The 22,944-nt window shown below is 32.6% G+C and carries 20 protein-coding genes and 1 riboswitch; of the genes, 18 read left to right on the top strand and 2 right to left on the bottom strand.

What is annotated here, in order from left to right:
* Positions 1–8: 8 nt before the first annotated feature.
* Positions 9–1,136, bottom strand: coding sequence for a DUF3798 domain-containing protein (locus C3E90_RS05030; protein WP_236914573.1), 1,128 nt, complete (start codon positions 1,134–1,136; stop codon positions 9–11).
* Between the two features lie 433 nt (positions 1,137–1,569).
* Between C3E90_RS05030 and C3E90_RS05035 the strand changes: the two genes are divergently transcribed.
* Both C3E90_RS05035 and C3E90_RS05040 read left to right on the top strand, forming a co-directional pair.
* Positions 1,570–2,505, top strand: coding sequence for a DMT family transporter (locus C3E90_RS05035; protein ID WP_236914574.1), 936 nt, complete (start codon positions 1,570–1,572; stop codon positions 2,503–2,505).
* A 64-nt stretch (positions 2,506–2,569) separates the two neighbouring features.
* On the top strand, positions 2,570–4,267 hold the full coding sequence (locus tag C3E90_RS05040) for a M3 family oligoendopeptidase (protein WP_236914575.1): 1,698 nt from the start codon (positions 2,570–2,572) through the stop codon (positions 4,265–4,267).
* A 91-nt stretch (positions 4,268–4,358) separates the two neighbouring features.
* Here C3E90_RS05040 and C3E90_RS05045 read toward each other — a convergent pair whose 3' ends face one another.
* Positions 4,359–5,249, bottom strand: coding sequence for an FUSC family protein (locus C3E90_RS05045; RefSeq protein ID WP_236914576.1), 891 nt, complete (start codon positions 5,247–5,249; stop codon positions 4,359–4,361).
* A gap of 132 nt (positions 5,250–5,381) precedes the next feature.
* On the opposite strand from C3E90_RS05045, the gene C3E90_RS05050 reads away from it, so the two are divergent.
* From C3E90_RS05050 to tsaB, 16 genes are all read left to right on the top strand, one after another.
* Positions 5,382–6,062, top strand: a complete 681-nt coding sequence (locus tag C3E90_RS05050; RefSeq protein ID WP_236914577.1) for a TVP38/TMEM64 family protein — start codon at positions 5,382–5,384, stop codon at positions 6,060–6,062.
* Between the two features lie 50 nt (positions 6,063–6,112).
* The gene (locus C3E90_RS05055) at positions 6,113–6,478 is read left to right on the top strand and encodes a flagellar protein FlaG (protein ID WP_236914578.1); all 366 of its coding nucleotides are present in this window, start codon (positions 6,113–6,115) and stop codon (positions 6,476–6,478) included.
* An 11-nt stretch (positions 6,479–6,489) separates the two neighbouring features.
* Positions 6,490–8,127, top strand: a complete 1,638-nt coding sequence (gene fliD, locus C3E90_RS05060; protein ID WP_236914579.1) for a flagellar filament capping protein FliD — start codon at positions 6,490–6,492, stop codon at positions 8,125–8,127.
* Between the two features lie 13 nt (positions 8,128–8,140).
* Positions 8,141–8,536 (top strand): flagellar export chaperone FliS, encoded by a 396-nt coding sequence (fliS, locus tag C3E90_RS05065; protein WP_236914580.1) that lies wholly within the window; start codon positions 8,141–8,143, stop codon positions 8,534–8,536.
* A 3-nt stretch (positions 8,537–8,539) separates the two neighbouring features.
* The gene (locus tag C3E90_RS05070) at positions 8,540–9,010 is read left to right on the top strand and encodes a flagellar protein FlgN (protein ID WP_236914581.1); all 471 of its coding nucleotides are present in this window, start codon (positions 8,540–8,542) and stop codon (positions 9,008–9,010) included.
* Positions 9,011–9,501: 491 nt separating this feature from the next.
* The gene (gene hpf, locus C3E90_RS05075) at positions 9,502–10,032 is read left to right on the top strand and encodes a ribosome hibernation-promoting factor, HPF/YfiA family (protein ID WP_236914582.1); all 531 of its coding nucleotides are present in this window, start codon (positions 9,502–9,504) and stop codon (positions 10,030–10,032) included.
* 86 nt (positions 10,033–10,118) lie between these two features.
* Positions 10,119–10,637: a DUF5317 family protein gene (locus tag C3E90_RS05080; protein ID WP_236914583.1), complete on the top strand. Its 519-nt coding sequence runs from the start codon at positions 10,119–10,121 to the stop codon at positions 10,635–10,637.
* Positions 10,638–10,733: 96 nt separating this feature from the next.
* Positions 10,734–13,457, top strand: a complete 2,724-nt coding sequence (gene secA, locus C3E90_RS05085; RefSeq protein ID WP_236914584.1) for a preprotein translocase subunit SecA — start codon at positions 10,734–10,736, stop codon at positions 13,455–13,457.
* 161 nt (positions 13,458–13,618) lie between these two features.
* A protein-coding gene (prfB, locus tag C3E90_RS05090; RefSeq protein WP_236914599.1) for a peptide chain release factor 2 occupies positions 13,619–14,723 on the top strand; the annotation gives its coding sequence in 2 pieces (ribosomal slippage) (positions 13,619–13,693 and positions 13,695–14,723; 1,104 coding nt in all).
* Between the two features lie 108 nt (positions 14,724–14,831).
* Complete coding sequence (locus C3E90_RS05095) at positions 14,832–16,925, top strand: Tex family protein (protein ID WP_236914585.1); 2,094 nt, start codon at positions 14,832–14,834, stop codon at positions 16,923–16,925.
* Positions 16,926–16,942: 17 nt separating this feature from the next.
* Positions 16,943–18,289: a sensor histidine kinase gene (locus tag C3E90_RS05100; protein WP_236914586.1), complete on the top strand. Its 1,347-nt coding sequence runs from the start codon at positions 16,943–16,945 to the stop codon at positions 18,287–18,289.
* Positions 18,290–18,342: 53 nt separating this feature from the next.
* Positions 18,343–19,503 (top strand): amidohydrolase, encoded by a 1,161-nt coding sequence (locus C3E90_RS05105; protein WP_236914587.1) that lies wholly within the window; start codon positions 18,343–18,345, stop codon positions 19,501–19,503.
* 12 nt (positions 19,504–19,515) lie between these two features.
* Positions 19,516–20,628 carry an ATP-NAD kinase family protein gene (locus tag C3E90_RS05110; RefSeq protein ID WP_236914588.1) on the top strand — a complete coding sequence of 371 codons (1,113 nt, stop codon included), beginning with the start codon at positions 19,516–19,518 and terminating at the stop codon, positions 20,626–20,628.
* 112 nt (positions 20,629–20,740) lie between these two features.
* Positions 20,741–20,859: riboswitch (FMN riboswitch) on the top strand.
* A 109-nt stretch (positions 20,860–20,968) separates the two neighbouring features.
* Positions 20,969–21,574 carry an ECF transporter S component gene (locus tag C3E90_RS05115; RefSeq protein WP_236914589.1) on the top strand — a complete coding sequence of 202 codons (606 nt, stop codon included), beginning with the start codon at positions 20,969–20,971 and terminating at the stop codon, positions 21,572–21,574.
* A gap of 212 nt (positions 21,575–21,786) precedes the next feature.
* Complete coding sequence (gene tsaE / locus C3E90_RS05120) at positions 21,787–22,248, top strand: tRNA (adenosine(37)-N6)-threonylcarbamoyltransferase complex ATPase subunit type 1 TsaE (RefSeq protein WP_236914590.1); 462 nt, start codon at positions 21,787–21,789, stop codon at positions 22,246–22,248.
* Positions 22,245–22,943 (top strand): tRNA (adenosine(37)-N6)-threonylcarbamoyltransferase complex dimerization subunit type 1 TsaB, encoded by a 699-nt coding sequence (tsaB, locus tag C3E90_RS05125; RefSeq protein ID WP_236914591.1) that lies wholly within the window; start codon positions 22,245–22,247, stop codon positions 22,941–22,943. Before tsaE ends, tsaB begins: the two co-directional genes overlap by 4 nt.
* Position 22,944 lies beyond the last annotated feature (1 nt).

Raw genomic sequence — 22,944 nt, forward strand, 5'->3', positions numbered from 1 at the left:
CTCTCTATTTAGAATATTTCTGAGCCAGCTACAAACATTAGGAAATTAGGGGATCCTTCTAATTCACTTACAGGAACATTGTCATCTTTAGTAACTGCTTTTAATATTTCTACCATTTTATCTTTGTCGAATTTTTCAACTTCACCTTTACCATAAGCAATAGCATATTCTACAGCGGCATCTACCATAGCCATATTGGCAGGTACCTTCCAAGTAGCCAATCTTCCTGAAGCTCCAGCTTCTTCAATTTTTGCATGGGTTTGTTCTAGCATATAGCCTACATCACCAGCTTTATCTTCCGGAATTTCAATGCCTAAAGCACCTGGATATGCATGATATGGACTTGGACAACATTGCTCTGGATAGATTGCTCCTGTACTTATTACGGATTTTATCAAAGGCTCTTGCATAGAGCAGTTAGTGTTGAAGAAAGCTGTATCTTCACCATATTTATCAACTTGTCTTGGTACATCTTCAATCATAAACTGTTGAGCTCCTGAAATACCTGCGTCTCCTGTTGGGTCGGGAGCATCAACTTCAACAAATTCTAGACCTAATTTAGCAGCGGTTTTTTCCATAACATCCCTTCTCTGGGCCAATAGTTCATAGGACATATGCCTTGGGAAAGAATAATGAACAAAGGTCTTTGCTCCCATTTCCTTAGCTAATTCTACTATTGTCTCTCCCCGTTTAAGATTATCTGTTTCAAGGATAATATCTGAACGAGGTGCAATTGTTTCAGGATCTTCATGAGGTACGCCTGCAATGAACAAGATATCGTCTCTAGATTCTTTAATTTTATCGAAGGCTGCAGCAGTACCAGGTACAGCCTGTAGAACGATTATTGCTTTTACATCAGGGTCAGCAGCCAAGCTTGTAATTTGTGCTATTGTGGTTTCTTGTTCTTGAGTAAATTTGTCAGGATAAGTAACGTGTTTAACTACATTGCTTCCGTAGGTAGCTACTGCGTTTTCAGCAGCACGGAATTCCTCTTCACCTTGGGATACAGTCCCAGTAACTAGTCCAATTTTAAATCCTAAATCTTCACCTCCAGTTGCTGTATCATCTTTACCACAACCGGAAATACTTATGACTAATAAACCAACTAATAAGAGTGATAAAAATTTTCTTTTCAAAGTTTTCCCTCCTTTAAATATTTATATTTTAAATCCTTTGAATGAAAGGATAAAAAACCATATATGCAAATGATGGAATATGTCGAATATTGTGCAAATTAAGAAAATGATGGCAATTAAAATTATCTTTGTAGAGGAATATGGAATAGAATGTTGGAAAATGGCTAATATTTGAGGCTGTTAATATAAAATTTAATGATCGTTTTTCGTATATTATATTCCTATTTTAATACCATGTCAATCCTTTGGGTATAATATTAATTTAAGTAAAATGACTATCTATAAATTATATGCCTTAATATACTGAATATTCAGCAATATGTAGCCAGATTTTCAAGGTGGATTATATTTATTTATACAAAAGATTATTAATATTTGATATAATGGGTAATTGGTTATTGGATATAAGTATTCGGCATAGAAAGGAGAACAAATGGAAAAATTTTTTACTAAAAAACTTAATATACTGATAATATCTTTAATTTGCATGGCTTTATGGGGAAGTGCTTTTCCAGTAGTGAAAATAGGATATGAATTATTTGAAATAGAGACATCCGATATTTTTGGGAAGATTTATTTTGCAGGATTAAGATTTTTCATAGCTTCTATGATGGTGTTTTTAATTCATAGGATAATATTTAAAAAGGGAATTCCCATTAGTAAATATCATGTAAAACCTATAATCTTTTTAGGGTTACTTCAAACATCTTTACAATATTTTTTCTTCTACATTGGGGTAGCCAATACCACAGGTATTAAAAGTGCAATTCTCCAATCCGGTAGTACCTTTTTCGTAGTAGTTATGGCGCATTTTATATACCAAGAGGATAGATTGGGTTTAAAGGGTGTAATTAGCCTTCTACTTGGGTTCAGTGGAGTTGTTTTCGTAAACCTAGGCAAAAATTTAGATTCAAGCTTTAAAATCACAGGGGAAGGATTTTTGATAATTTCCTCCATATTAAGCGCTTTAGCTACTTTGTATGTAAAAACCATGCCTAGGGATATGAGTCCTTTTTCAAGTGCTGGAGGTCAGATGTTTACTGGTTCCTTATTGTTGTTATTAATAGGTAAAATAGGTTTAAAGGGGAATAGTATTAATTTTAATTTAAGGAGTGTATCTTTATTATTGTATGCAGCTTTTATTTCAGCAGCAGCATTTACTCTTTGGTATATGATATTAAAATATAATTCCCCAGGAAAGGTTACTATGTATAGGCTTTTCATTCCCATATTCGGTTCCGTTTTCTCCGCTTTATTTGTAAAAGGAGAATATTTTACTATGAATTTGGTCATAGGATTATTGTTGGTAGTAATGGGAATTGGACTATTAAATATAGATAGTAGAAAGGAAGCTACACCTCTGAAATAAGGGGTGTATTTTTGTTTATTTTCTGATAAAATGGTAGTTAATATATGGTAAGGGGGGATTATATTTGTTAAAGTTTAAGGAGTATGAATATATAAGACCAGATTTAAATGCAATAGGAAAGGAATTTGATGACCTATTAGAAAGGTTTAATAATGCAGAAACCTTTAAAGAACAAAATGATATAATGGCAAAGATCAATAAAATAAGATCCAATGTGGAGACCATGGGAAATTTAGTCTATATACGCCATTCCATCGATACTTTAGATGAATTTTATTCAAAGGAGCAGGACTTTTTAGATGAAAATATGCCTTTATATCAAAATGTAGTATCTAAATTCTATAAGGCCTTAGTAAATTCTAAATTTAGAAAAGAATTAGAAAAAGTGTGGGGTAAACAGATATTTACATTGGCAGAGTTACAATTAAAAACCTTCTCAGAGGAGATAATAGAATACCTTATTAAGGAAAATAAATTGGTTACCCAATATGATAAGCTTATAGCTTCGGCAAAAATAGAATTTAAAGGAGAAATTAGAAACCTAAGTCAGATGGCTCCTTTTATGCAATCCAAGGATAGGGCAACTAGGAAAGTAGCCTATGAGGCTTATATTGGATTTTTTGAAGAAAATGAATCCCAATTTGATAAGGTTTATGATGAATTGGTAAGAGTAAGGACTACGATGGCTAAGGAGTTAGGTTATGATAATTACGTGGAAATGGGCTATGCTCGAATGTCTAGGTCTGACTATGATGCAAAAATGGTAGCCAATTATAGAAAACAGGTATATGAGGATTTAGTTCCTGTAGTAGCTGAAATAAAGGATAGACAAAGAAAAAGGCTGGGACTAGAGGAGTTAAAATATTATGATGAACCTTTAGAATACTTGACAGGAAATGCTACACCTAAGGGAGATCCAGAGTGGATATTGGAAAATGGAAGGAGAATGTATAAAGAACTATCTAAGGAAACCCATGAGTTTTTCACCTTTATGGTAGAAAGAGATTTGTTGGATTTAGTTAGTAAGAAAGGGAAAATGAGTGGAGGGTATTGCACTTATATTCCTGATTACAAATCTCCATTTATATTCTCTAATTTTAATGGTACTAGTGGTGATGTAGATGTATTAACCCATGAGGCAGGCCATGCATTCCAATCCTATTTAAGCAGAGATTTTCAAGTACCTGAATACAATTTTCCTACATTAGAAGCTTGTGAAATCCATTCCATGAGCATGGAGTTTATAACCTGGCCTTGGATGGAATTGTTCTTTGAAGATGAAGTGGATAAATATAAATTTAGCCATTTAAGTGGAGCCGTTAGTTTTATTCCCTATGGGGTTACAGTAGATGAGTTTCAACATTTTGTTTATGAAAATCCAGAAGCTACTCCAGAAGAGAGAAAAACTAAATGGAGAGAAATAGAGAAAAAATATCTACCCTTTAGAGATTATGAAGATAATGATCTATTAAATAGAGGAGGATACTGGTTTAGACAAGGCCATATATTTGGGAACCCCTTCTATTATATAGATTATACTTTAGCCCAGGTTTGTGCTTTCCAATTTTGGATAAAGATGATGGAGAATAGAGAAAAGGCTTGGAAGAACTATATAAATCTATGTGAAGCAGGTGGCAGTAAACCTTTCTTAGAGTTAGTAGATTTAGCTGGACTAAAAAATCCATTCATAGATGGGACAATAAAGGAAGTAGTAGGACCTATAAGGGAATGGTTAGATTCAGTGGATGATAGCAAATTTTAGATAAAAACACCCTTTGCTTTAGTTTCAGGATGATTAAAGGTCTCATGCTGAACAAAGCGAAGGGTTTATTTTGAATTAGGAAATATATTAATTATAAGTTAGTAGTAGATAAAGATTCTTTGATGGAATCCAATCCCTTTAATAGTTTTTCCAAATGATAGTTATATACTAAATCCAACTCATCTAACGGACCATTAGAAGAAAGGGGTATTTTCTTATGGAATAAATTTTCTAAGGTCCTTTTATTCCCTTCGGTTAATTGGGGTGTTTTTTCTATGGCAAAGAGGATACTCAAATGGTTGTAAATATTCTCAAAGGTATTAAATATCCAATCATAATTATGATAATTGTCAGGTTTACATAGATTTAATTTGACATCATTTTTAAGTATATTGTAATTTTCTTCTACATCGACTAAATATTTTTTCAAATTTTCCAAAGTGCGATTTTGGTCCTTCCATATAATGGATTCTACCATATTTTTGAGCTCTGAATACATATTGTCAATGGATTCTATTATTTTGTCTTCTGCCTTAGGAGGTACAATGAAATAGTTTATTAAAGTCCCGATAACTAATCCAATCAATGTATCCAATGTTCGATAAAGGGCATAGTTTAACCTACTTCCTTCTTCATAATTTAGTATAATGGATAAAAACACCATGTTGGAGATTTGCACCGATTTTTTCCATCCAAATAGATTACAGGTATAGATTATGATTATAATTCCTATTCCTATGGACAAAACACTTTCAAGAGCAAAATAAGAGAATATTAATGCAACGATACCACCTAAAATAGTTCCATACATTCTATTTTTTCCAGTAGTAAAGGATTCGGAAACAGAAGTTTGCATGGCGATTATGGCAGCAATACCTGCAAAAAAGGGGCTTCTTAAATTAAACAATTGAGAAATTAATATAGTAAGGGACACAGCTAAAGCAGTTTTAATTGTCCTCATACCAATTTTTTTTACTTTCATAGCATTCACCTTTTTCTATTGTATCAATATTATATCAATCAAGGACTGGTTGGACAAGATACTAATATTAAAGCCTAAAAATGGTAATATTAATTTTAATATACTATAATATTATGATAAGGAGTAGATGAGATGGAGAGGAATAAAAGAATTATAAAAAGAGGGTTTGTCCTTGCGTTAATATTTACTTTTATCTATTTAATATTTAGCCTTAATATATTTAAGAAGGATAGTATAATGGATATTCTATTATTGGGAAAAGAAAGAGATAGATTTGGAATCTTTTTTACAATATTTATTACATTTTTATTGGTGTTTTTTGTTCCTCTATCTTGGTTTTCTCCATTAGCTGCTTTTTTCTTTGGATATAAAGGATTTATCTATGTGGTAATTGGTGGGACTGCAGCATCTATATTGTCTTTTATTATCGCTAGGATATTTAAATCGGATATTATTAATATATTAAATAAAATATATTATAGAAAAGAAAGAAATTTAGATTTAGATGAAGTTTCTATTCGGATTGAAAAATATGGATTAAGATATATTTTTTTTATGAGGAGTATGCCTTTCGTACCTTTCGGTATTGCAAATTATGTATCTGGTATTAGCTCTGTTTCTATAAAAGATTATATTTTTGGAACTACCCTTGGATTAATTCCAAGTCAAGCAATTAATTCCTATTTCTATGTTAAAGCAATTAATTTCGGCCGCAACCCATTGAAGGCTTTATTTGCTGCCTTGATTAAAGGAATCTATGTATTATTAATTATACTATGGCAAAGAAAAAGCAAATATAATGCTAAAGAATGAACTAAAATTTGACGATATAGATTACAGAATATATTAAGGGGGCCATAGAAATGCAAATCAAAGGGATTTCTAATACAGTGGATTCTGTTAACTATAATAATTCCAATAGAAATGGTTCTAATATGAGGAGAGTCGGTACAAAGGATATTGGCATTGAGCCAGTTAAACTGCAAAGGGAAGAAAATAGATATACAGAAGAAGAATTGATAAAATCTATAGAATCAGCTAATAAACAATTTGTTGCCTTTGATAGAAGGTTTGAATTTTCAATTCATGAAAAAACTAAACAGATAATGGTAAAGATTATAGATGTAACAACAGATGAAATCATTAGGGAAATACCTCCTGAGAAAATATTGGATTTGGTAGCAGCCATATGGGAGATATCTGGCATAATAGTAGATGAGAGGATATAGGCGGTGATACTATGTATAATAATTTAAGGATAACGGGATTGGCTTCGGGAATAGACACTGAAGAGATGATTCAAAGTTTGATGAAAGCAGAAAGAGTAAAAGTGGATAGGGTAGAACAGGACAGGCAGACCATATTATGGCGACAAGAAATATATAATAGCATAAACAAGGATTTTGCCAACTTTATTTTAAATACTAGGAAGATGTTTGGTCTAACTACGGTAACCAGAACAGGAACCTTTTTACCTAATTCCTATCAAAACCTAAACTGGGTGAAAAAAGCCACATCATCTGATGAAAGTATAGCCACAGTATCCAGTACAGGGAAGGCTATAGATGGGACCTATAAGGTGAATGTAACTCAGTTAGCTGAAGGAGTAAGTTTGGCTAGTGGTGATAAAATTGGTGGTAACGATGCATTTGGAGATGGAGAACCAGGGGAAGAACTGTCATTTAATATTAATGGAGAGCCTATAACCGTCAAGAGGAATTCTGATGGAAAAATAGTTATGAATGAATTAGTAAAAGCTATTAATTTAGCTAAAGATGAAAAGGGTGAAAGTTTAGGAGTTAGAGCTTCCTATGATGCCAGCATTGATAGATTTTTCTTGCAGACCACAGGGACAGGTGAAGGTGCTAAGATAGAAATAAAAGCTGATGGGAATGGAGAAGATTTTGTTAATAAGTTGAAGCTAAACATTAATAAAGATGAGCAGAATTTAAACTATAGTAAGGAAGGTGTGAATGCTAAAATCGACTTTAACGGAGCCACTGGCATAGAATATGAATCCAACCATATTACCATAAACGGAATAACTATGGAATTGGCTAGTATAGGTGAATTTACCATAAATGTAGCTACAGATGTAGATGGGGTTTATGAAAAATTAGAACAATTCATTAATGACTACAATGAATTGGTGGTCAAGGCCAATAAACTATTAGGTGAAAAGGTATATAGAGATTATAAACCCCTAACATCAGAACAAAAGAAAGCAATGGAAAAGGAAGATATAGAACTTTGGGAAGAAAAGGCTAAATCAGGATTACTTAGAAATGATGATATAATAGGGAGGACTATGCTCAATATTAGGCAGTCTTTATATGAAAGCTCTGATGAATTCAGTGGGCCCTTTAAGCTCATTACTGAAATAGGTATTAGCACAGAACAATATTCTAGAGGCAGTGCTGGCGGGAAATTGGTAATAAATGAGGAAAAATTAAAAGAAGCTATAGCTAAAGACCCAGAGGGAGTAATGGAGTTCCTATTCAAAGAAAGTGTACCTGAAAAAAAGGATGAGAATGGAGAAGTAATTCAGCAAGGTGAAATAGGAGGTATAATCACAAGAGTATACGATAACCTAATGATGGGTATGGAAGAGATAATCAAAAAATCTGGTGCAGGGGATAATGCAGATTTATATAGGGGTGTCAAATCCAATATTCTACTGGAGTTTGTTACAAATCATAGTAGTATTAGTTTATTAGATAAAGACGTGTTACAATATAGTAGAAAAATAGATGATTTAAATGAAATGTTATTTAGAAAAGAGAATAACTATTATGCAAAGTTTACTGCTATGGAAAAGGCCATAAGTAGAATGAATCAGCAGAGTATGTGGCTAATGCAGCAGTTTATGGGACAATGAAAGGATGGGGAAGATGACATATAACGCCTTAAATCAATATAAACAAAACACGGTATATACAGCTACTCCTGAAGAGTTAACCCTCATGTTATATGATGGAGGTATTAAATTTATGAACATTGCTAAATACAATATAGAAAATAATCAGATAGAGAAAGCCCACCAGGCGTTAATTAGAGCACAGGATATAATAATAGAATTAAATTCATCATTAAATATGGAATATGAAATATCATCAAATTTAAGAAAACTATATGATTTTATTATAAATAAATTGATAGATGCAAATATTAGTAAAGACATTAAACCTATAGATGAAGCATTGGAAATAATAACTGACATGAGAGATACATGGAAAGAAGTAATGAAAGTGGTTAAAAAGAAGGTATATAAAAATAGGCAGGTGTAGTTTATGTCAACAGAAAGGATTGCTGAACTCATATCCATAACTAAAGAGAAAAATCGATTATTAAATAGTATGTACAATATTTCAAAGAAACAGATGGATAAAATAGAAAAAGAAGATATGGATAGTTTAACCAATATTATGGACAATAAGGATAGACTTATGAAAAAAATCGATAAATTAGATTTATCCTTTATAACCATATTTTCTCAGATTAAAAAAGAGAATTCAATTGATAGTATAGATGAATTAAATTTAGAGGAATATCCTAATCTAGGAGAATTAAAAGAGGTGGTTAAGGAAGTATCTTCAACTCTTATGACCATTTCATTGTTGGATGAGAAAAATACTCAAGCTATGAAAGAAAGACTAGAACAAACTAAATTAGAACTAAGAAAATTAAAAGAAGGGAAAAAAGCATATAAAGGGTATAATGCATCTACAACGGAAAGTATATTAATAGATGAAAAGAAATAGGATATAGTATTGCCTATTTCTTTTTGTGTTTTTGGCAAATGTTAATTTCAAGGAAATTTTATTCACAAATAATTGTTAAGGGTGAATATGAATTGTAAATTGTACACAATACATCATCTTGTGGATAAGAAATTTAATACTACAAGAGAAATAATAAATATTAGGTAAAAAATTTGCTAAAAACAAGGAAAAAAGTAGAAAAAAATAGAATAAAAAACTTATGCAGATTTTATCAAGATAACAATCCACAAAATAATCTTGCTATAAACAGTTACCCACAAAAGAATCCACATTATCCACAAATAGCCCATGAACTTATCCACAAACCATCAACAACAAATTGTTAATTATTTGATAAATAATTATTCAAAATTGATGAATAAACTTTTATAATAGAAAAACATTTTTTATGTTTACATACTCACCTTTTATGGGTATATTATAATAATAAAGGATATAAGTTTTTGCTTATATGAAAGGAGCTGGGGTTTATGAAACTAAATTTTGTTGGAAAAAACATGGAGGTCACAGAAGCTTTAAAAGATGTAACTGAGAAGAAATTAGGGAAATTAGACAAGTATTTTCAAAAGAATGCAGAAGGGAATGTAACTTACAGTGTAGAAAGGAATAGAAAGATTATTGAAGTTACCATAAACCTACCTGGAACCATACTTAGGGCTGAAGAATCAAGTGATGATATGTATGCTTCTATTGATAAAGCTGTAGATGTATTAGAGCGTCAAATTAGGAAGCATAAAACAAAACTTCAAAGAAGGTATAATAATGGTGAGACCATTAGATTTGAAAATATTATGCCTCTAAATGATGAAGAAGAAGATAAACCAAGGGTTGTTAGGACAAAGAGATTTGATATGAAGCCTATGAATGTAGAAGAAGCTATTTTACAGATGGAGCTATTAAGACATAATTTCTTCGTATTCATGAATGCGGATTCTGATGATTTAAATGTTTTATACAAAAGAAAAGATGGCAACTATGGGTTGATTGAACCAGAGTTTTAATAGTATAATTAAGATAGATTTATAATTGCAGGATAGTATATCCTGCAATTTTATTTTACCTTAATAGGCAAAAGGGAGATGATAACATGTTTGTAGAAGCTATACTTATTTCTATAATCATTGGATTAATTAGAGGTGGTAAGTTAAAAAGATTTAAATCTATAAATCATAAGACCATCTGGGTTTTTATTTTGGGAATTTTAATTCAATACATATTTGTTTTTTTATCTAAAGTAGAAGAAATAGACGGCTTAAATAAATTATTGGTATACAATAAACAATTACAGATAATTTCTTATATATTAATTTTAATAGGAGTTCTTACAAACATTAAACTTAGGTCTTTCTGGGCAATATTATTCGGATATGTGTTAAATTTTATTGTATTAATATCTAATAACTGGGAAAGGCCAAACTTAATAAACAATCCTATGGTAGAAGATATTAAATTTCCAGTATTAGGGGATACAATTCTATTTTCAGAACCCTATCCAATTCCTAGAACAATGAGTTTAGGGGATTTGATTATTAGCTTTGGAATATTTGCCTTAATCCAAGAAATAATGCTTGGTGAAGATTCTTTTATGGGTGGATATAGACTATAGGTGTATCTATGCTGAATTATTATATCTTGTTTGAAATATTAATAAATGATAAAATGTAATAGTGGATATTAGTCAATATTGAAAGGCGGTAAAAGGATGAAAAGCTTTTTAAATAAAATATTTGGTTCTTATAGCGAAAGGGAATTGAAGCGAATAGAACCTTTAGTAGATAAAATTGAAGCCTTAGATGAGGATATGCAAAAATTATCTGATGAAGAACTTCAAAATAAGACTATAGAATTTAAAAACAGGTTAAACAATGGAGAATCTTTAGATGATATATTACCAGAAGCTTATGGGGTAGTTAGAGAAGCCTCTTATCGAGTATTAGGAATGAAACATTTTAGAGTTCAATTGATGGGGGGAATTATTCTTCATCAAGGTAGAATTGCAGAGATGAAGACTGGAGAAGGGAAAACTTTAGTTGCTACTTTGCCAGCTTATTTAAATGGATTGACTGGTAAAGGGGTTCATATAGTAACTGTCAACGACTACCTAGCAAAAAGGGATAGACAATGGATGGGAAAGGTATATGAATTTCTTGGCCTAACTGTAGGTTGTATTGTCCATGGTATGAGTAATGCAGAGAGGAAAGCTGCTTATAACTGTGATATTACCTATGGAACCAATAATGAATTTGGATTTGATTATTTAAGGGATAATATGGTCATCTATAAAGAGGAAATGGTTCAAAGAAAATTATACTATTCTATAGTGGACGAAGTGGATAGTATATTAATTGATGAGGCTAGAACTCCCTTAATAATATCTGGTCAGGGAGAAGAATCCACTAAACTATATGAAGCTGCTGACTCCTTTGTAAGGACTTTGACTGGCAGGATATTGGATCCTAAAGAGGATAAAAGGGATCCTTTCGATAGGGAGATAAAAGAAGAAGTAGTAGACTTTTTAATAGATGAAAAGGCTAGAACTTGTAATTTGACTGAAAAGGGAACTTCAAAAGCAGAAAGCTATTTTGGTTTAGAAAACCTAGCAGACCCAAGTAATATGGAAATAGCTCACCATATAAATCAAGCACTAAAAGCCAATAATATAATGAAAAGGGATATAGATTATGTGGTGAAGGATGGAGAGGTAATAATAGTAGATGAATTTACTGGAAGGCTTATGTATGGTAGAAGGTACAGCGAAGGTTTACACCAAGCCATAGAAGCTAAGGAAAAATTACATGTAAAATCCGAATCAAAAACCTTAGCTACTATTACGTTCCAAAACTATTTTAGAATGTATGAAAAATTAGCTGGTATGACTGGAACCGCTAAAACTGAAGAAGAAGAATTTAGGGAAATATATGGAATGGATGTAGTTGAGATTCCAACCAATGAACCAGTTATAAGAGAGGATTTTCCTGATATTGTATATAAAAATGAAGGGGCAAAATTTAATGCTATAGTAAAAGAGATTAAGGAAAAACATAGCGTAGGCCAACCAGTTTTAGTAGGTACAATATCCATTGAAAAATCTGAAATCCTCAGTAAAATGCTTAAAAAGGAAGGTATACCTCATGAAGTATTAAATGCCAAACACCATGAAAGGGAAGCGGAAATAGTAGCCCAAGCAGGAAGGTTTGGAGCTATAACCATAGCAACTAATATGGCAGGAAGGGGTACGGATATTGTACTTGGTGGAAATCCTGAGTATTTGGCAAAATTAGAATTGAAAAAAAGAGGGCACTCAGAGGAAATAATATCTAGAGTTGATAGTTTTATGGATATATCCGATGAAGAGACCGTTAAGGCCAGAGAGGAATATAGAAAGCTATATGAACAGCTTAAGCAAGATACGGAGCAAGAAGCAAAAGAGGTAATCAAGGTTGGTGGACTTCATATTATTGGTACTGAAAGGCATGAATCTAGAAGGATAGATAATCAGCTTCGTGGTCGTTCTGGAAGGCAAGGAGATCCAGGTTCATCTAGATTTTATATATCCTTAGAAGACGATTTAATGAGACTCTTCGGCGGCGAGAGGATGAAGGATATGGTAGATGGTTTAAACATGCCTGATGATGAGCCATTGGAGCATAAATTACTTACTAGATCCATAGAAAATGCTCAAAGAAAAGTAGAAAGTAACAACTTCGCTATTAGAAAGCATGTATTACAATATGACGATGTAATGAATAAACAAAGGGAAGTTATATATGCTGAAAGAAGGAAAGTATTAGAAGGGGAAGATTTAAGAGAACATATCCTAGGGATGGTAAGAAATATAATAGAAGAGGCAGTAGAAATATATACAAGACAGAGCAAATATCCAGAAGAGTGGGATATAAATGGATTAGAAAATCACTTAGGGAATATGTTTTTACCCAAGGGTACGCTTAAGATTGATGATATTGAATCCTTAGACAAGGAGAAACTAATAGATGTACTTTATAATATTGGAGAAAAAAGATATGAGGAAAAAGAAGAAGAAATAGGAGAAGAACTATTTAGAGAAATAGAAAGGGTAATTTTATTACAGGTAGTTGATAGTAAATGGATGGATCACATAGATGCTATGGATCAATTAAGACAGGGCATAGGCTTAAGGGCTTATGGTCAAGAAGATCCAGTTAGAGCCTATCAAAATGAAGGATTTGAAATGTTTGAAGAGATGAATCATAGTATCCAAGAGGATACAGTAAGGTATTTGTACCATGTTCAATCACCAGAAAAAATGCAAAGAAAAAGAGTAGCAGAACCCTTAAACACAGGTGGCAAATCTCAACAACCAATTGTGAAAAAGAAAAAAATAGGAAGAAATGATCCATGTCCTTGTGGTAGCGGTAAAAAATACAAGAAATGTTGTGGAGCTTAGCCAATGACTGCCATATGTCACCCTGAGAATTCCAGTATGAGCATAACTTAGGAAGGGTCTAAAAAAGATTTTTCGCTGTCGATCAGAATGACAATAATATGGTTAGAATGACAGTAGGGGTGACCTTTGGTTGCCTGAATATGAAATTGAAAGGAGCAAATATGGAAGGAATTTATTTATATAAAGATAAAGTAGAAGAAATAAATCAAATGATAGACGAATTAGGTGTTTCACTTTGACTTAGATGGTTTAAAGAAAGAAATTGAAAAGCTAGAAAAGGAGTCTTTTGCAGAGGATTTTTGGGAGGATTCAGATAGAGCTCAGAAAATAATGCAAAAGGTAAGTAATTTAAAAGGCCAAGTAAAAGAATATGAAGATTTATTAGGTAGAATTGAGGATTTAGAGGTATTAATAGAACTAGCCATTGAAGAAGAAGATTATCAAGTATATAAGGAAATAGAAGTATATTTTGAAATGCTATCAAAAAAAGCAGAAGAATTTAAGCTTTCCACCTTGTTAAAAGGAGAATACGACAAAAATAATGCTATTCTATCCATTCATTCAGGAGCTGGTGGATTGGAGGCTCAAGACTGGGCTGAAATGCTTCTAAGGATGTATAAAAGATGGGCTGAACAAAAGAGTTTTCAAGTGGAAATATTAGATTTACTATCGGATACAGAAGGTGGAATAAAATCTGTTACTATGCTTATAAAAGGTTATAATGCTTATGGTTATTTGAAATCTGAAAAGGGAGTTCATAGATTAGTACGAATTTCACCTTTCGATTCTTCCAATCGAAGGCATACATCTTTTGCTAGTATAGATATATATCCTGAATTAGATGATGATATAGATATAGAAATAAATGAATCAGATATAAAGATTGACACCTATAGAGCAAGTGGAGCGGGAGGTCAACATGTTAATACTACTGACTCTGCTGTAAGGATAACCCATATACCTACTGGTGTTACAGTTCAGTGCCAAAATGAAAGGTCTCAACATAGTAATAGATTAACAGCTATGAATATGTTAAAGGCTAAACTTGTACAATTAAAAGAAGAAGAACAAAAAGAGAGAATAGAAGATTTGCAAGGGAAGTACACACAAATAGCTTGGGGGTCTCAAATTCGTTCCTATATATTCCACCCCTATAGTCTGGTAAAAGACCATAGAACAGAGGCGGAGATAGGAGATGTCAATAGGGTTATGGATGGAGATATAGATTTGTTTATAAATGAATATCTAAAACAAAAGGCCTTCTAATAGAGAAGGCTTTTTTAAAGGATTTAGAATTATATATTTTTGTAGAAAATCTACTAAGATTATTAGTTGTTTTTATAATAAACTATAATTAATTGAAAGGAGACTAAGATGGATATAAATAAAAGATTAGTAGAAGAATTTAATCTTAAACCTTTCCAAGTTTCAAATACTATTAATCTAATAGATGAAGGTAATACCATCCCCTTCATCGCTAGATATCGAAAAGAACAGACAGGCGATTTAAAGGATACGGTTTTAAGGGAATTATCGGAACGATTAAATTATCTAAGAAACTTAAAGGAAAGACAAGAAGAGGTAATAAGGCTTATTGAAAGTCAGGGGAAATTAACTGAGGATTTAAAGAAGGATATTTTAAAATCTGAAACCCTTCAAAGAGTAGAAGACCTTTATAGGCCTTATAGACCAAAAAGAAGGACTAGAGCAACTATTGCTAAGGAAAAGGGATTAGAAGGCTTAGCTAATATCCTATTATCCCAAGAAGTTGAACAGTTAAATGAGATAGTCAAATCCTATATTGATGAAGAGAAGGGAGTGAATACTGAGAAAGAGGCATTAACTGGAGCAATGGATATAATTGCAGAGGTAATTTCCGATAATGCAGAATATAGGGATATGATAAGGAAGATAGCCATTCAGAGGGGCATAATCCAAACTGAAGGTGTAGAAAAAGAGAAACAATCCGTATATGAAATGTATTATGATTATAAAGAACCTATCAAAACCATACCTAATCACAGAATTCTTGCAATAAATAGAGGAGAGAAGGAAAAAGCTCTTAAAGTCAATTTATTGTTCCCGGATGAAGAAATACTTTCAAAGATAAAATCCAATGTAATTATTGAGAACTCAACAGAAACGAAGGAATATTTAGAAACGAGCATTGAAGATAGCTATAAAAGGCTAATATTCCCTTCCATAGAAAGGGAAATAAGGAGCAGTCTATCAGAAAGGGCAGAATTAGAAGCTATAAAGGTATTTGCTCTCAACTTGAAGCCGTTGTTAATGCAGCCTCCTATTAAGGGAAAAGTCGTTATGGGAATAGACCCTGCTTTCAGGACGGGTTGCAAAGTAGCAGTAATAGATGACACTGGGAAGTTATTGACTTTTACAACCGTATTTCCAACAGAACCACAAAATCAAGTGGATAAGGCAAAGAAGGAGTTAAAAGACCTTATTGATAGATATGGTGTAGAGATAATCGCTATAGGAAATGGAACTGCTTCTAGAGAAACTGAAATGATAATAGCGGAAATGGTTCAAGAAATCGATAAAAAAGTATCCTATATTATAGTAAATGAAGCAGGAGCTTCTGTATATTCAGCTTCGGAAATAGGCCAGGAAGAGTTTCCAGATTTAGATGTATCTATTAGAGGGGCTATATCCATAGGAAGAAGGTTACAGGATCCTTTGGCAGAACTGGTAAAAATAGAGCCAAAACATATAGGTGTAGGCCAATATCAACATGATTTAAATCAAGTGAAATTAAATGAAGCTTTAGAAGGAGTAGTAGAAGATTGTGTTAACACAGTTGGAGTGGATTTAAATACTGCTAGCCCATCTTTACTAAAATATGTATCTGGTATTTCATCAAGGGTTGCTTTAAATCTTATTGAATATAGGGAAGAAAAGGGTAAATTTAGTAATAGAGAAGAGTTATTAAAGGTAAAAGGGTTAGGGCCTAAGACATTTACCCAATGTGCAGGATTCTTAAGGATTCCAGAGGGAGACAATCCATTGGATAATACAGCAGTACATCCAGAGTCCTATCCTATTGCTGAAAAGTTAATAGGCAAAAACATAGATGAAAACAATATAGAATCCATTTCAAAAGAACTTGGTGTAGGTATTTTGACCTTGAAAGATATAATTACAGAGCTTGAAAAACCAGGAAGGGACCCAAGAGATGAGATGCCAAAACCTATTTTTAGAACAGATGTATTAAAGATGGAAGATTTAAAAGAGGATATGGTGTTAACAGGTACTGTGCGTAATGTAGTGGATTTCGGTGCCTTTGTAGACATAGGCGTTAAACAGGACGGATTAGTTCACATATCTCATTTATCAAATAAATATATTAAGCATCCTAAGGAGGTAGTTAAAGTAGGGGATATTGTTAAGGTTAGAATACTAGAAGTAGATATTGACAGAGGAAGGATTAGCCTTAGCATTAAGGATGTTTAAATTATGGGGGGATATAAATGTGGGAAGTTGAAAAAATAATCAATAGTAAAAATGCATTTATTGGTGTGTTGAGCTCTAATTATGGTAGTGAAGAAAGGAAGCCTTTTAAAAAACATATAGAAAGCTATTTTAACAATGGTGGGGGTATGGTATATATATGTTCAAGAGATAATGAAGAGCAATGTATTAATTATTTGGGGAATATCTGGGAGCTAGATTTAAACCTTTTAATTAAAACAGGTAAACTTATGTTCATTAATAGGGATAACTTTTTATTAGAAGATAATATTGATTTAGAAAGGTTTCTAGGGGCAATTGAGATGGGGTTAACCTTATTGGATAATAAAGGGTCTAACAAAAATCAAGTTTATATAACCTTAGATTATTTTTGGAATTCAATGGAAAATGATAAGGTAGAGTATATTTATAGGACATTTAAAAGCATGAATGCAATGGGGAAAACTGGATTTATTCTAAAGTATATTATAGAAGAGTTTAATAGAAATTTTATTAATTATATGTTAGACAACCATGATTTTATTTTGGTGGATAGAGTTAACGATTTTGATTATTATACTTCTACCCAATTGGCACATGAATCCTTAGCTTTACTAGCTAAATATCATGCTGTTGATGAAAGATATAAAAAAGCAATGATAAGAAACGAGTACTTAGAGACTTTAGGTGAGTTAATGGAAAGCACTGTCCACGATATAAACAATCTATTGGTTACCATATTAGGCTATGCACAACTTTCCCTATATCTACAAGATCCCGGAGAAATCAAAGAATACCTTGAAATAATTGCTAAGACTGCCTTAGATGGAAAAAGTATTACGGATAAAATAAAGAATCATACAAAGGGAATTTATGAATCTTTAAAAGAAATATATGAGTTTGACTATATAATAAATAATTCTATAGAGATGATAAAACACAAATTCAAGCGATTTGGTAGTGATAATAATAGTATGAAATTAGTGGTAGATTTAAACTCCAAAAGCCATATATATGCAAATGAATACGATATTAGACATTCCGTAATAAATATAATATTAAATGGAATAGACGCCATGGATAATAACGGTGTATTGACTGTAAAGACCTATGATGATGAAGAACATGCTGTATTGGAAATATCAGATACGGGAAAGGGTATGGATGAAGGTACTAAAAACAAAATATTCGATTCCTATTTTACTACTAAAGGCTCAAAAGGTACGGGCCTAGGACTAAGTATTGCAAAGAAAATATTTCATAAGCATAATGGAAAGGTATATGTGGAAAGCAAATTAGGTGAGGGGACTAAGTTCACCATCTATTTTTCTTCAATGAGTATTAAAGATGATATTGCCCGTGTTTAAAATAATGGTTATAATATTAATTAGTGTAACGAAATAATTAGGGGGGAAGTTCAATGATATTTATTAAAAATGGAAAAATATTTACTATGGCTGGTGGAATAATAGAAAATGGTGCTATTCTTATCAAAGGCAATAAGATTGTAGAAGTTGGAAAGGATTTAGTGGCTCCATTAGATGCTCAAGTAATTGATGCAGAAGGAAGGATGGTAGTTCCAGGATTTATTGATGCTCACTGCCATCTAGGTATGTGGGAAGAAGGAATAGGATTTGAAGGTAGTGACGGAAATGAAATGGTAGATCCGGTAACACCTCATTTAAGGGCTATAGACGGAATTAATCCTATGGATATATCCTTTAAAGACGCCTATATGGGAGGAGTTACTACTGCAGTAACAGGTCCAGGTTCTGCCAATGTTATAGGTGGAATGTTTGTGGCATTAAAGACCTATGGTAAAAGAGTAGATGATATGATTGTTAAAGAACCAGTAGCTATGAAAATAGCCTTTGGTGAAAATCCAAAAAGGGTATATGAATCTCAGAAAAAATCCCCAATGACTAGAATGGCTACTGCAGCTATACTTAGAGAAAGCCTGTATAAAGCTAAAAATTATTTAGAAAAGAAGGAATTAGCAAAGGAAGATTCATCAAAGATGCCTGAATTCGATATGAAGATGGAAGCTTTAGCTAAGGTAATAAATAAAGAAATTCCACTTAAGGCTCATGCTCACAGAGCTGATGATATATTTACCGCCATAAGGATTGCAAAGGAATTTGATTTAGATATAACACTAGACCATTGTACAGAAGGCCATTTGATAGCTGATTATTTGGCAGAAGAAGGTAAAGGAGCTATTGTTGGTCCAACTCTATCCAATAGGTCTAAATTTGAATTGAAAAACCTTACTTTTGATACACCAAGAATTCTTGATGAAGCTGGAGTTAAGGTAGCTATAACCACCGATGCCCCAGTTATACCATTACAGTATCTTCCAATATGTGCAGGGCTAGCTCATAAATCTGGTTTAGATGAGATGGAAGCTTTAAAGGCAATAACCATAAATGCAGCAGAGATTACAGGGATTGATCATAGGGTTGGTAGTATTGAAGTAGGCAAGGATGCAGACATAGTTATATTCGATAGCAATCCTATTAAGGATATTGATTGTAAAACTTATATAACTATTATCAATGGAGAAATAGTTTATAAAAAGTAGAGAGGTGATGATTTGAAGCTTGGATTCATAGTAAATCCTATTGCAGGAATGGGTGGAAAAGTAGGATTGAAGGGTACTGATGGGGAGGAAGTTTTAGAAAAAGCTATTGAACTAGGAGCCTTTCCTGAATCGCCTAATAAGGCTAAAAAGGCTTTAGAAATGCTAATTGATATTAAGAATCAGATTGAATTAATAACAGGTCCTGGAAGTATGGGAGAAGAAGAAGCTAAAGAATTAGGTTTTAATCCTAAAATAGTAGGTACAGTAAAGAAAAGATATAGTTCAGAGGATACAGAAATAATAGCTACTGAGATGGTACATCAAGGGATAGACCTTCTATTGTTTGCAGGAGGAGATGGAACTGCAAGGAATATTTTTAATGCAATAGGAGATAGGGTTCCAGTCATAGGTATACCTGCAGGGGTAAAAATTCATTCAGGAGTTTATGCCAATCATCCTAAATCTGCAGGGGAGATAGCATTAAAATATCTCCAAGGTAGGGAGATAGAAATAAAAGAAATGGAAGTTATGGATATTGATGAAGATGCCTTTAGGATGGGGCAAGTTACTGCAAAATTATATGGTTATATGAAAGTGCCCTTTGAACCAGGACTAGTACAAAATCAAAAATCTGGTGGAATAATGGGGGAAGAGGCAGCTTTAGATGGAATATCGGATAAGATTATTGAACAGATGGAAGAGGATGTATTATATATAATAGGTTCAGGTACTTCCACTAGACCCATTATGGAAAAATTGGAACTACCTAATACCTTGTTAGGTATAGATATAGTAAAAAATAAGAAATTAGTAGCCTCTGATGTTAATGAAAAGGATATATTAAGATATATAGAAGGAAATAAAGCCAAGATAATAGTTACGGTAATCGGTGGACAAGGCTATATATTTGGAAGAGGCAACCAGCAGATTAGTGGAGATGTAATTAAAAAGGTAGGAAAGGAAAATATAATTATAATAGCATCTAAACAAAAGCTTATGTCCTTAAATGGAAGACCTTTGATGGTAGATACGGGAGATGATGAGATAAATAACATGTTTAATGGATATATGAAAGTTCGAACCAGTTATACAGAAGAAGCAATACACATGGTAAAGGGACTTTAAATAAGACAGAGGGACGGTTCTCTTGTCTTGGGGCAGCAGGGACGGTTCTCGCTGTCCCATTTAAAACTATTGACAATTGATAAATATTATACTATACTTTATGTAGTTAAATAAATATCTTCAGGGCGAGGTGTAATTCCTCACCGGCGGTAAAGCCCGCGAGCTAAGCAATTAGCTGACTTGGTGTAATTCCAAGGCCGACAGTTAAAGTCTGGATGGAAGAAGATTATAGATTATACTTAAGGTTTAATCTGTTAAGTCTGTTACCTACGCCCCGAAGTTTATTTCGGGGCTTATTTTATTGACCTCCCTGAAGAAATAAATATATGGAGGGAATTTTATGTATACACTAAAAAAGGAAAATCTAAATACTAAGACAATGGTGAAAATATCGGTTTTGTCCGTAATCGCCCTAATATTAATGTTATTAGATTTTCCACTATGGTTCACACCAACATTTTTAAAATTCGACATCTCCGATGTACCTGCTCTAATAGGTTCTTTTGCTTTAGGACCAATGGCGGGAGTATTAGTCCAACTGGTTAAGAATCTACTAAATCTGTTACTAGAAGGTTCAGGTACTGGTGGAGTAGGAGAATTCGCAAATTTCCTTGTAGGTAGTATATTTGTTTATACAGCTGGGTTATTCTATTATAGGGAGAAAACATTTAAGAATGCAATAATTGGAATGGTTACAGGTGTCCTAGTGATGACAATATCCATATCACTTATTAATTATTACTTTATGATTCCTTTTTATGCAAAGCTTTTTGGACTACCCATAGATAAGATCGTTGCTATGGGTTCTGCAGTAAATAAATATGTAGTAGATTTTAAAACCTTGATTTTATATGCAGTAGTACCATTTAATCTATTTAAAGGTGCAGTAGTAACTTTGGTTACTTTGCTGCTATACAAAAGAGTATCACCTATACTTCACAAGTAATAATTGAAGGGAAAGGTTCTTCCCTATCTTCAGAACCACTGATATGAAGAGATTCTTCGCTACGTTCAGAATGACAAGAGTAAATTAGAGATAGTTTCAATTTACTTATATGTCACCCTGAACGAATGCGAAGGGTCTTTTTTTAATAATTGTGAATTGAATAGTGAAATGCTATAATAATAAGTAGTTTACAGAATAGGAAGGTTGATTTAATGGTTAAAATAGTATTAGAAGGATTAAAGGAAACGGAAAAGCTTGGAGAAAAATTGGGAAGCCTCCTAGAAGGTGGAGATTTAATCTCCCTAACAGGAGATTTGGGTGCAGGAAAGACCACTTTAACCAAGTCTATAGGTATAGGATTGGGAGTTTCTGATTATATTACTAGTCCTACCTTTACTTTAATTAATGAGTATAAGGGTAGATTTTGGTTGTACCACTTTGATGTATATAGATTGGAAGATGAAGAGGATTTATTGGATTTAGGTTATGAAGACTATTTTTACTCCAATGGTGTTACCATAGTAGAATGGGGCGATAAAATTGAGGATATTTTGCCAAGGAATAGGATAGATATTAATATAGAAAAGGGTAAAAAATTAGATGAAAGAATCATAACTATATCTGGTCAAGGGGAAAGATATGAAAAAATAGTTAAGGAGTTGAATATAAATTGAAAGTATTAGGGGTAGATACATCCACCATGATGGCAACTTGTGCTGTTCTAGATAATCAAAGATTGTTAGGTGAATATTCTTTAAACCAAGAGATGACCCATTCTGAAAATCTAGTGCCTATGATAAAGGAAGTATTGGATAATCTGAATTTGCATGTATCAGATATAGATTTATTTGGAGTAGGGCTAGGGCCTGGCTCTTTTACAGGTCTTAGAATTGGAATTGCTACAATGAAATCCTTTGCTCATGTATTTGATAAGCCTATTATAGGAATTTCTACTTTAGAAGGATTGGCCTTTAATCTAGTCCATGAAGGTCCAATAGTACCTATGATAGATGCTAGAAGAAATAGGGTTTATACAGGTATATATAAATGGGAAAAGGGCAGGCTTATAAATATATTAAAACCTTCTATAATGGAGATGGATGAATTATTAGAGATGCTTAATAAAGATTTTAGCAATATAATGATAAATGGAAATGGAGCCTTTATTCACCAAGAAAAGATAAATAGTAGATTAAAAGACAAAGCAAATCTATCTCCCATAAATTTAAATGGCTGTAGAGCCTCAAGTATTGCTGAACTCGCATTGTTGAAGGTTAATGAACATAATCATTATGATTATTATAATATTGTTCCTGAATATCTAAGAGAATCTCAGGCGCAACGAGAGTTAAGAAAGAGGGAAAGCTAAT

Origin of the sequence: Clostridium sp. Cult2, from assembly GCF_021655075.1 — a bacterium.
GTDB lineage: Bacteria > Bacillota > Clostridia > Tissierellales > Tepidimicrobiaceae > Schnuerera.